The organism is Halobellus sp. GM3 (assembly GCF_052545375.1).
Window position 1 is genome coordinate 224,260 of sequence record NZ_JBQWLT010000001.1, and the last position, 12,634, is coordinate 236,893.

Here is a 12,634-nt window from a genome sequence, read left to right on the forward strand (position 1 = left end):
GCGCGGAGGCTTCGCGATATCGGCCACAATTCAAGCCATACGCCGCTCGATCCTGCCGTTGGCACACCCGCTCGATCGCGCGAACGGGACGGGACACGAGCGAACGGCCCGTGGAGACTGTGAACACCCCACTCGCGGCTCGGGGGCCCCGAGAGCGGGGTATGCCTTCAAGTGTCGGCAGAGGAGGTAAGCAACGACTCGGTCTATCGGTTCTATGTACCAGTTCCCTCACTTTGCTATCGTCTCTGCCCCGGGGCGCTCACGCGCGTCGGCAACAGGGGCGGCGGATGTGCGATCGGTTTTCGAACGGGGCGCGGTTTGCGGTCTCCTCTCGTCGTCGGTTCGGCGGTCGGCGCGTTCCGACGACGTCTCCGGTACTCTCGAAGCGGGGCCCGACGCATGACCGGGGCACGGCGGCCGAAACGATCAACGCGGGAGCAGGTCCGTGCGGTGGCGCTTTCTGCGGTGATGATCCTCTCGGTCGTGGCGGGCGTCCCGCTCGGGACCGGCGTCGCGGCGGCGCAGGACGGGAGCTCGGTCCCGGAAGTCGACGCCAGCGAGGGGTCAGTCGAGTTCGACGCCGACGCGGGTGCGGCGGTACGAGTCGATCCGGATCTGAACGTCTCGGACCCGGGCGGATCGACGCAACTCGACGGCGCGCGCGTGGCGATCACGGAGAACCGCGGGGCGGGCGACGAGCTCGCGTACAACGACACGACCGCCGGCGACGCCGGCATCTCGGGCGCCTACGACTCCAGCGCCGGCGTGCTCACGTTCACCGGCAACGCCGCGGTCGCCGAGTACGAGGCCGTGTTGCGGACGGTGAACTTCACGAACGACCGCATCGATCCCGAGACGGCCAACCGAACGATCGAGTTCCGTCTCGGCGCGAACTACTCCGCGGCGACCGGGCACTACTACGAGTACGTCGCGGACGACAGCGGGATCACGTGGACCGAGGCGCGGGGGGAAGCCAACAGCAGCACCTACCTCGGGCAGCGGGGATACCTCGCGACGATCACCAGCTCCGCGGAGAACAACCACGTCTACGACCGTTGGAGCGGCGATGCGGACGTCTGGATCGGCGGCACCGACAGCGGAACCGAGGGCGAGTGGCACTGGGTCACCGGCCCGGAGGGCAACGAGACCGCGGGCGACCACTTGGCTGGCGTCCCGTTCTGGTCCGGTGCGGCCGACGGCGGCCCCGTCGACGACGCCTTCGAGAACTGGGCGGCCGAGCAGCCGAACGACTACGAGGGACAGGACTACGCGGGCTTCTTCAGCGACGAGTCGAACTCGTGGCAGGACTTCGCGCTGGCGGGCGACGGCGAGCCGAGCATCGGCGGGTACGTGATCGAGTACGGCGGCCGATCCGGCGACCCCGACGTCCAGATCGCGGACACCAAGACCGTGACCGTCAACAGCTCTTCGAGCCTGCCGGTCAGCGAGTCCTTCGAGGAGTCGACGGCCGATATCGACGACTGGCGGTTCGACGGAGACGCGGTTTCGGGCGTCGTCGAGGGCGACGGGAACCGAGAGGAGTCCGTCCTCCGCCTGACGGAGGCGGCGGGCAATCAGGCGGGGACCGGCCTCTACACGAACCCGTTCTCCTCGAATCTGGGTATCACGGCCGAATTCAGTTACTACGCCAACGAGGGCGACGGTGCCGACGGGGTCTCCTTCTTCCTGCTGAACGCCTCGCAGGTGGACCCGCTCGACTTCCGTACCGGGGCATCGGGCGGTTCGCTAGGCTACTCCGGCGACCCGGGCATCTCGGCGGGCTATCTCGGCGTCGGGTTCGACGAGTACGGGAACTTCGCCTCGGACACGGAGGCCGGTCACGGCGACGGCCCCGGTCGAACCGACCAGTCGGTCACGATCCGCGGCGCGGGCGACCGCGCCTCGAGCGGTGACGACCCGTGGTACCCGCACCTCGTCACGGCGGAGCCGACGAAAAACATCGACGGCGGGTGGCGCGACGTCGTCCTCACGATCGACCCCGCGGCCGGCGGCGAGGACGACATCGGGATCGAGCTGCAGATGAGTTGGGACGGCGGCGACACGTGGGAGACGGTCGTCGACGACACGTACACCCGCTCGAAGATCGGTTCGGACATGCCCGAGTCGTTCTATATGGGCTTTTCCGGCTCGACGGGCGGGTCGACCAACGTCCACGCGATCGGCGAGGTCGACGTGCAGGTGCCCGCGGACCTCGAAACGACGGTCACCGCACAGCCGACCGGGAGCTTCGACCGCCTCGAATACGTCGAGTACGAGTACGAGGTCACCAACAACGGACCGAACAACGCCACGGACGTCAGCCTCGATAACTCGCTCCCGACGGGGGCAGAGGGGCTCACGGGCGTCGAGTGGGAGTACGAGACCACCGACGGCCAGACCGACTCCGGGCGAAGCATCGACCTGTCGAGCGCCACCGTGGACCTCGACAGCGGCGAGACGGTCACGGTCACGGTCTCGGGGACCGTCGGCCGGCAGGCGGCCGGGAATCTCGATCACACCGTCGGCGCGTCGAACACGGGGATCTACAGCGACCCCACGCCGTCGGACTCGTCGGCGTCCGTCTCTATCGACGTGGTCGAACAGCCGACCGGCCTCCAGACCGGCGCCGGCGCCGCGGCGTTCGTCGAACGCGGCGGGGCGGTCGTCGTCGACTCGAACCTCACGGTCACCGACGGGACCCAGGACGTCAGCGGGGCCACGGTCACTATCGTCGACGGCTACGACGCGGACGCGGACGAACTCGGATACGACGAGACGGTCGCCGATAACCGCGGGATCGACGGCACCGCAGACGGCGACAGCCTCTCGTTCGCGGACGCCGGCGGGCAGACCCCGACCGCGGACGACTACCAGGCCGTGCTCCGCACCGTGACGTACAACAACACCGCCGCAGCGCCCGCCGAGGTCGACCGCGAGATCGCGTTCCGTCTCAGCGCGGGCGGCGGCGACGTCCTGTACAACCCGGACACGGGGCGGTACTACGAACACGTCTCCGACGAGTCGATCGCGTGGGCGGACGCGCGCGACGCCGCCGAGGGCCGCTCGCACTTCGGGATGAGCGGCTACCTCGCGACGATCACCTCCGAGGGGGAGAACGACTTCCTGCGCGAGCAGTTCGACGAGGGCGGCTGGATCGGCGCGTCCGACGCGGCCGACGAGAGCGAGTGGCGGTGGGTCACCGGCCCCGAGGGGTTGGAAGAAGCCGGCGACGGCCGACACTTCTTCACCCAGACCGGCGGCCACGTCGCCGGCTTCGGCCCCTACGCGGGGGCGAAGCGGGGGAACGTCGGCGGCGGCGACCCCGTGGACGGCGCGTACGAGAACTGGAACCCCCGGCACGAACCGAACAACAAGTTCCCGCAGTTCGGCGGGCAGGACTACGCGTACCTCTGCGCCGGTCCCGGTTCGTGCGCGGACGGGATGTGGATGGACGCCGCCGATAGCTCCCCGCCGTTCGACGCCGACGGGTACTTCGTCGAGTACGGCGGACTGCCCGCAGACCCGGTCGCGACCCCCGGGGACGCGCGGACGGTGACGATCACGCGGAACTCCCCGCCGACGGCCGACGCCGGCAACAACGTCACGGCCGAGGTCGACGCGACCATCGAGTTCGACGCCTCGAACTCCAGCGACGTGATCGGTATCGACGACTACCGCTGGGACTTCGGCGACGGGACCGTCTACGACTTCGACTCGAACAACGAGACGGTAACCTACGCCTACGCCGGGGACGGCAACTACACCGTTACGCTGACGGTCAGGGACACGACCGGGCAGACGGCGACCGACGAGATCGGCGTCACCGTCCAGGGCGAGACGGTCCTCGTGGCGAACGCGGGCGCGAACGAGACGGTCGACGAGGGCGACACGGTCGAGTTCAACGCCAGCGCGTCGGAGGCGAGCGAGGGATTCGCCGACACCGGCGCCTTTCAGTGGGACTTCGGCGACGGCGAGAGCGACACCGGCGAGACCGTCACGCACACCTACGACGACCCCGGAACGTACCGGGCGAACCTGACGATCACCGACACCGCCGGAAACGCGGCGAACGCGACGAAGTACGTCGTCGTCGAGGACGTGACGCCGCCGACCGCCGATGCGGGCGACGACGTCACCGTCGCGGAGGGCGGAACAGTCGACCTCGACGGCTCCGGTTCGACGGACGCGTTCTCCTCGGTCGAGACCTACGAGTGGGACACCACCGGCAACGGCGACATCAACGCCACCGGGGAGACGACGAGCGTCACGTACGCCGCGGCCGGCAACTACACGGTGACGCTGTACGCCACCGACGAGGCCGGCAACACCGGGACCGACACGGTGAACGTGACCGTCACCGACGCGACCGACCCCGTCGCGGACGCGGGCGAGGACGTCTCTGCGACTGTCGGCCAGCGCATCACCTTCGACGGGACGAACTCGACGGACAACGTCGGCATCGACACCGTCGAGTGGGACTTCGGCGACGGAAACACGACCGCCGGCGCGTCGGCCGCGCACAACTACAGCGCGGTGGGAACCTACACCGTCGAGGTGAACGTGACCGACTTCGACGGCAACAGCGATACCGACACGCTCACCGCCACGGTTACGGACCCGCCCGAGGTCACCGCAACGGGCGGCCAGACCGACTTCGTCCAGTACCGCGGGCCGGTCGTGGTCGACGGCGGCATCGAGATCAGCTACGACGGCTACTTCGAGGGCGCCGAGGTCAGCATCGAGGACGGCTTCGATCCCGATTCGGACGTGCTGGCCGTCCCGGCCGGCGACGTGCCGGAAAACATCACCGGCGTCGAGTACGACGCCGCGACCGGCGTCCTCTCGCTGTCGGGCAACGGGACCGCCGCGGACTATCAGGCGGCGCTCCGGAACGTCACGTACAACAACACCGCCGCAGAGCCCGACGAGACCGACCGCGAGATCACTTTCTCTGTCGGAAACGACAGCCGCTACAACCCCGAGACGGGCCGCTACTACGAGTTCGTGGAGGACGACGGGATCACCTGGTTCGACGCCAGAGACGCCGCCGCCGAGCGCGATCACTTCGGGCTCCCGGGGTATCTGGCGACGGTCACCGAGTCGGCCGAGAACGACTTCATCGCGGACAAACTGGCGGGCCAGGGCTGGATCGGTGCGTCCGACAGCGGCGACGAGGGCGAGTGGCACTGGGTCACCGGTCCCGAGGGCGAGGAGACCGACGGCGACCTCCGGGGCGTCCACTTCTTCGCGCAGACCGCAAGCGTCGACGGCGAGCCCGCGTCCGTCTACGGCGGCGCGACCCCCGGCGGCGGTGACGCGGTCGACGGCAACTACACCAACTGGGCGCGCGGGGAGCCCAACGAGTGGGGCAGCGGCGAGGACTTCGCGCACTACTGGGCCCGCGGGACGTGGAACGACTACGCGTCCGACAACGGCAACATCGACGGCTACATCGTCGAGTACGGCGGCTTCGAGGACGATCCCGACGTCCAGTTGACCGACAACCGGACGGTGACGGTCGCGGCCGACCGCGCGCCCGCCGCGGTCGCGTTCGGCGCGAACTCGACGACCGTCGCCGACGCGGTGAACTTCACGGCGGCGAACTCCTCGGACGACCGTGGGGTCTACGGCTACGCGTGGGACTTCGGCGACGGCACAGCCTACGGCGTCGACCCCGGCAACGAGACCGTCAGCCACTCCTACGCCGCCGACGGCAACTACACCGTCACGCTGACCGTCGAGGACACGGCGAATCAGACCTCGACCGCCGAACTCGACGTGACCGTCGTCGACGACACCTTCGTCATCGCGAACCCGGGCGCGAATCAGTCGATCGACGAGGGCCAGACGGTCACGCTGAACGCCAGCGGCTCGCGGGCGAGCGAGGGCTTCGCCGCCCCCGACACCGACGCCTTCCAGTGGGACGTCGACGGCGACGGCGCGTTCGAGAAGTTCGGCGAGGAGGTGACTCACACCTACGACGAACACGGGACGAAGGCCGTCACGCTCAACGTGACCGACAGCCGCGGCAACAGTTCGACCGCGACCACGTACGTCCACGTCGCCGACGTCAGCCCGCCGAGCGCCGTCGCCGGCGCGAACGTGACGATCACCGACGGCAACCTCTCGGTCGACGAGGGCGACGCCGTCGAGTTCAACGCGAGCGGCTCCTCGAAAAACGGGACCGACCTCGCCGGCTACGAGTGGTCGTTCCCGGACTTCTCCGAGGACGACCAGGCGGCCGAGCAGTCCGGCGAGACCGTCACCTACCGGTTCTCGCCCGGCGAGCAGAACGGCCCCGGAAACTACACCGTGACGCTGACCGTGACCGACGAGGCCGGCAACGAAAACAGCACCACCCTCACCGTGACGGTGAACGACGTCACCCCGCCGTCCGCCGACGCCGGAAGCGACATCGTGGCCGAGCGGGGCGAGCCGTTCGCCTTCGACGGGACGGGATCGACCGACAACGCCGAACTCGACACCTACGTGTGGGACGTTCCTAGGCTGTCGGAGAACTTGACCGGCGCGACCCCGACGCACACGTTCGATCGGGTCGGGCGCTACAACGTCACGCTGACGGCGAACGACACGAGCGGCCACGAGGACACAGACCACGTGCTCGTGCTCGTCGAGGACACGGTCGAGCCGGACGTACAGGAGTTCTCCCTGTCGAACCCGGAGGGACAGTCGGTCGGGGTGACTGTCACGACGGACGAACCGCTCGCCGAACTGTCGGTCGCCCTCGACGGTCCCGAGGACGCGACGCTCTCAGGCGGTGCCTTCGAGACGAGCGAGACGGCCGGCACGTACACCTACACCGCCACGTACGGGGGGTCGAGCAACGGCGAGTACGAGGCGACGCTCGAAACCGCCGCGGACGAGGAGGGCAACGACGGGGGGACCGGACAGCAGCGAACGCTCGCGGTCGCGGCCCCGCCGGTGATCGAGGCTGACGACGTCGCGATCTCGAATCCGGACGGGCGGACGCTCGACGTCTCGATCGACTCCGACCAGGAGCTCAGCGCGATCGAGCTCAACCTCACGCGGGACGGCTCCCACGTCACGACACTCACCGCCGCGGACTTCGAGGTGAGCGAAGCGGGCGGCGTCTACACCTACACCGCGAGCTACGAGGCCGCCGAGGACGGCGCGTTCGAGGCGACGCTCGAAACCGCCGAGAACGTCAACGGCGACGACGGGGCCGACGGGCAGTCCGACAGCGTCGCGCTCGACGAGGACCTCGTGGCCGACGTCACGGCCGGCAGCGCGCTGGTGTCGCTCGGCAGCGAGGTCGCATTCGACGCCGACCGGGCGTCGATCCCCGCCGGAGAGACGCCGACCTACGAGTGGCGGGTCGACGGCACCCTCGAGTCCCAATCGGCGAACTTCACGCACACCTTCGAGGAGACGGGCGAGCACACCGTCGAAGTGACGATCGAGGCCGGCGGCGCGATCGACACCGACGCGGTGACGATCACCGTCGAGGACCGCGAGCCGCCGGACGTCCGGCTGGCAGTGAACGACACCACGCCCTCGGTGAACGACACCGTACACTTCGACGCGACGGGATCGACGGACAACGACGCGATCGACGGGTACGACTGGGACCTCACCGGTGACGGAACGCTCGTCGATCAGGGCGACGGCGAGCGCAACTTCACGTACGAGAAGCCGGGGACGTTCCGCGAGACCGTGACCGTCACCGATCCCTCCGGCAACGAGAACGACCGGACGGTCAAGATCGTCGTCCAAGGGCCGAACGCCAGCGTCGACCGCACCGAAATCGACTTCGGAGACACGACGCGCAACTCCACGAACGTCACGTCGATCACCGTCTCGAACGACGGGACGACGCCGCTGAACGTGACGAACGTCAGCTTCGGCGATCCCGGGGAGCCGTTCTCGGTCGTCGGTGACGCCGCGACGTCGCTGCCGGTCGTCCAGCCCGGATCGAGCCGATCGATCGCGGTCGCGTTCGAGCCGACGGCGGCGACGACGAACCAGACGACGCTGACGATCGAACACAACGCGACGCACGTCGCGAACTTCACTGTGGACCTGCTGGGGACGGGCATCGAGAGCGACCTCAGCGTCGACGACTCCTCGCAGGGCTTCGGCTCGGTCTCGGTCGGTCAGTCGGGTACGCGGACGGTCGGGCTCACGAACGAGGGGAGCGACGCGGCCGATGTCACCGACGTGACGATCGCCGGCGAGACGCTGGACGCCTTCGAGGTGACAGACGGGGGCGGGCTCCCGGGCGAGCTCGGAAGCGGCGACACCGCCTCCGTCGACGTCGCGTTCGAGCCGGTCCGGAGCGGCGAACAGACGGCGACGCTCCGGGTGACGACTGCCGACGGAACCGTGACGACCATCTCGCTCAACGGGACCGGTACCGGCCCGGAGATCGCACTGCCCGACGGCGACGTCGACTTCGGCGAGGTCGGGACGGGCAACGAGAGCACCGAGACCGTGCGGATCGCCAACTACGGCACCGAACCGCTCGACGTTGCGTCCGTCACCGTCACCGGCGCGGATAGGTCCGCCTTCGCGGTCGAGGGCGTTCCCGACACCGTCGCCGCGGGTGCGACCGAATCGGTGGACGTGACGTTCGCGCCGTCGGACGCCGGCAACCACACGGCCGTCTTCGCGGTCGACAGCGACGATCCGACGGTCGGGACCGTCGAACGCGACCTGAACGGCTCGGCGGTCGCGCCGTCGATCGACGCGAACCCCCGGAACGTCGACTTCGGGAACGTGACCGTGGGCGAGACGGTCTCGTTCAACGTCACGGTCCGGAACCTCCACAGCTCCAAATCGAACCTCAGCGTCAGATCGACGCAGATCACCGGGAAGGACCCCGGCGACTTCGAGGTCTCAGACGGGAGCGACGCGCCGTTCTCGCTCGAGCCCGGCGACTCGAAGAAAATCCAAGTGAACTTCACGCCCTCCTCGCAGGGGACGAAGGAGGCGCAGCTCCAGATCCTGAGCAACGCGGGCAACGAACCGCAGATCGACGTCTGGCTCTCGAACACCCGGACGTACGTCGTCGTCCAGGAGGTGGCCGCCGACGCCGACCGCGACAGCTCGGCGGTGAACCTCGACGCGAACAACGTCGAGTCGGGCACGACGTTCTCGATCAACGTCTCGAAGCCCGGGACCCGAGACCGGAACGCGAGCATCGACACGATCCGGATGACCACGGACCACGACGGGGACTTCCAGATGAACATCACCCACCAAGACGACCCGGTGAACCACACGCTCGACGAGACGGACCGGGAGTCGGTGCAGTACATCGAGCAGAACTACTCCGTCGACAGCTCCGTCTTCGACGGCACCGCGTTCGACTACCGCGTGCGCAAAGACCAGCTCCCGTCGGGCGTCGACCCCGAGGACGTGGTGTTCTACCGGTACAACACGACGCGGGACGCGTGGGTCGCCCACGACAGCACCCTCGAACGTACGAGTGACTCCAACTACCTGTTCAGCGTCGACACGCCGGGATTCTCCGAGCTCGCGGTTTCGGTCCCCGCGGCCGACGACACCGACGGGTCGGGCGGGTCCGATAGCGGTTCGAGCGACGCTCTGTCGACGACGCCCGAGGACGGGACGGTCACCGGCACGCCCGAGGACGGGACGGTCACCGCAGAGCCCGGCACGGCCGAGCCGAACACCGACACCGGGGGCGGCGGCGGCTCCGGTCCCGACGCGCCACCGAGCGGCGAGGACTCGGTCTCGACCGACGGCGGCTCGGCCCCTGCCGAGGGCGGCGACGGCCTCGGCGCGGGACTGGGGCTCCCGCAGCTCCCGCCGCTCGCGTGGGGGATCGGCGGGCTCTCGCTGTTCGCGGGGCTGATGAGCCTCCTGTTCCTGCTCGGTCGACAGCGCGTTGGGCCGCACCGCATCGCGGTCGTCTCCGACGTGGACGATCGCTGGACGCGGCTCGCCGCGTCGGCCGTCGCTCGCGAGCGGGACCGCCGAGAGCTGACCGACACCGTGACCGTGACCGAAATCGAGACCGGCCGGCGGGACCGATCGGTCGACGGCTGGCTGTCGAACGCCGTCGCACGGGTTTCGGGGCCGTCAGAGACGACGCGGACATCGCTCGACTCGGTCGACGTCGAGACCTACGACACGGTCCTCGCGATCGGCGCGTCCCCGGCGGCGTTCGACGGGGCCGACGATATCCGCCTCGTCCGCTGGGCGCTCCCCGACGTTGGGGCCGGCGGCGAATCGGACGCGCGCCGCGCGCACGAACTGCTCGCGTCGAACGCGTCGGCGCTCTTCGAGGACCGAGACGGCCTGACGCGTGCGGACGAACGGGTCGATTCGGCGACCCCGCACGGGGGCCCCGCCGACGCGGAAGCGGCCTCCGGCGAGGACGACTAGTCGGGTACGCCGCCGCTCTCGACCGGTTCTCTCCGGTCGTCGGAACGTATTTACCGTGTCTCGCTATCGTTCTGCCCATGGTATGGCAGGCGCACCCGGACCTCACGCCGCTGCTCATCGGGGCCTGTCTCACCGCCGCGATCGCCGGCTACCTGCTCTGGCGCGAACGGACCGGAAAGCGAATGCCCGGACAGTTGCTCGCGGCGGCGATCGCGTCGCTTCTGGTTGTCTCGCTGACCGCGTTCGCGCTCGAACAGGCCAGCGTCGAGCGGGGCGCTAAGATCTTCTGGAACCAGGTGCTGTACGTCGGAGACGCGGTCCTGCCGGCGCTCCTGCTCGCGTACGTCGTGGTGTACACCGGCCACGATATGTCTCGGCGGCGCTATGCGGCCCTGTTCGTCGTGCCCGTGTTCATCCTGCTCTCGGTGTTCACGAACGGCGTCCACGGCCTGTTCTGGAGCGGCCTCACCGTCGACACGGTTAACGGCTACTGGATTCTCGGGAACGAGGCGGGGCCGCTGTTCTATGGCTACGTCGCCTTCGCTTACGCGTGTTTGTTCGTCGCGCTCGGTCTCCTCGTGCGCACCGCGTTCGACTCCAGTGAGATCCATCACTGGAACCTGAACGCGCTCGTCGTCGGCACCCTCGCGCCGGGGCTCGGCGGTGTATTCTACCTCCTCTCGGTCGGCCCAGAGCCGACACCGAACTACGTGGGCTATGCGTACCTCGTGACCGCGGCGTCGTTCGCGTACTCCGTTCACCGACGGGACCTGTTCACGCTCGTTCCGATCGCCCGGCGCACGGCGATCGAACAGCTTGACGTCGGCGTCCTCACGATCGGTCTCGACGGCCGGATCGCGAGCGCCAACGACGCCGCGGTGACGCTTCTGGACCGCGGCGACGTGACCGTTCGGCGTCGACCGGTGACGGACGTCCTCGGCGACCTCGCGGACGCGGTCGATCTCGACAGCGAGACCCGCCGGAAGGTCACTGTCGAGACGGACTCGCACGTCCTCGAGGTCGCCGTCTACCCGCTCCTCCGAGACGAGGTGGTGGTCGGGAGACAGATCGTGCTGCACGACGTGACCGATCGGGTCCGGCAGAAGCGGGAGCTCGAAGAGCTCACGGCTCGACTTCGGCTGGCGCTCGAGGGGACGAACACCGGCGTCTGGGAGTGGACGCTCGACGGCGAGGTGCTGTGGGACGAGCAGTCCGAGCGGCTGTACGGCTACGACCCCGGAGGGTTCCCCGGGACGTACGAGGCGTTCGCCGATCGGGTCCACCCCGACGATCTTCCCGCCGTCGAGAATCAGCTCGAGGAGGCGCTCGCGACCGGCGAGCCGTACCAGACGGCGTTTCGAATCCGGCACGCCGACGGGGGCGAACGGTGGATCCAGACGCGGGGCATCGCGGAGTACGACGACGGCGAGCCGGTCCGAATGCTCGGCGTCCAGACCGACGTCACGGACCGCAAGCGGTTCGAGCGCGACCTCGAGGCCCAGAACCGGAAGCTCGAACTCCTGAACGGGATCATCCGACACGACATCCGCAACGAGGCGTCGTTCATCCTCAATCTCCACAGGCGTACCGACCGCGACGGGGGCGGGTCGCCGCCGGAGGCACAGGGTCACGAGCGGGAAGGAGACGCCCTCGACCGGATCGAACAGCGGGCCGAACGGATCGTCGATCTCACCGACCGGGCTCGAGATCTGGTGGCCGCCATCTCGAAGTCGCGCGGCGACCTCGAGCCGGTCGCGCTTTTACCACTCCTCGAACGGGTGACTGTCACCACCTCGACGCTGCGCCCCGACGCGACGGTCCGCCTCGACGGATCGCCCCCCGACGTGTCGGTCCGCGCGAACGACATGCTCGAGTCCCTGTTTCGAGACCTGCTCGTAAACGGGGTCAAGCACAACGACAGCGACGAGCCGGAAGTCGTGGTCTCCGCGCGCGTCGCCGGCGGCGACGTCGTCGTCGAGGTCGCGGACAACGGTCCCGGAATCCCCCCGGCGCAGCGGGACGCCGTCTTCCAGGAGGGCCGGACGCTCCGCGGGAGCGACGGGACCGGGTTCGGGCTGTATCTCGTCCGCACGCTCGTCGATCAGTACGGCGGCAGCGTGACCATCTCCGAGTCCGAGAGCCTGGGCGGGGCGGCTGTCAGGGTGACGCTACCGATCGTCGCCGACGAGCGCGCGTCCGACGGTGGCGGCGAGTCCGCGAGCAGCGCGGTCGGGCGGTGAGC

Annotated in this window: 2 protein-coding genes; both read left to right on the forward strand. The window is 69.1% G+C overall.

Annotated features, from left to right (window positions below; genetic code table 11):
• Positions 1-399: 399 nt before the first annotated feature.
• The gene (locus ACT3HL_RS01170; RefSeq protein ID WP_445084970.1) at positions 400-10,392 is read left to right on the forward strand and encodes a PKD domain-containing protein; all 9,993 of its coding nucleotides are present in this window, start codon (positions 400-402) and stop codon (positions 10,390-10,392) included.
• Between the two features lie 77 nt (positions 10,393-10,469).
• Entirely contained in the window at positions 10,470-12,632 is a 2,163-nt protein-coding gene (locus tag ACT3HL_RS01175) for a histidine kinase N-terminal 7TM domain-containing protein (RefSeq protein WP_445084971.1), read from the forward strand.
• The last annotated feature ends 2 nt before the right edge of the window (positions 12,633-12,634 follow it).

What these genes read in the sequence shown, in the direction of transcription:
- ACT3HL_RS01170 (WP_445084970.1), top strand. Translation starts at nt 400, where the DNA reads ATGACCGGGGCACGGCGGCCGAAACGATCAACGCGGGAGCAGGTCCGT.
- ACT3HL_RS01175 (WP_445084971.1), top strand. Translation starts at nt 10,470, where the DNA reads ATGGTATGGCAGGCGCACCCGGACCTCACGCCGCTGCTCATCGGGGCC.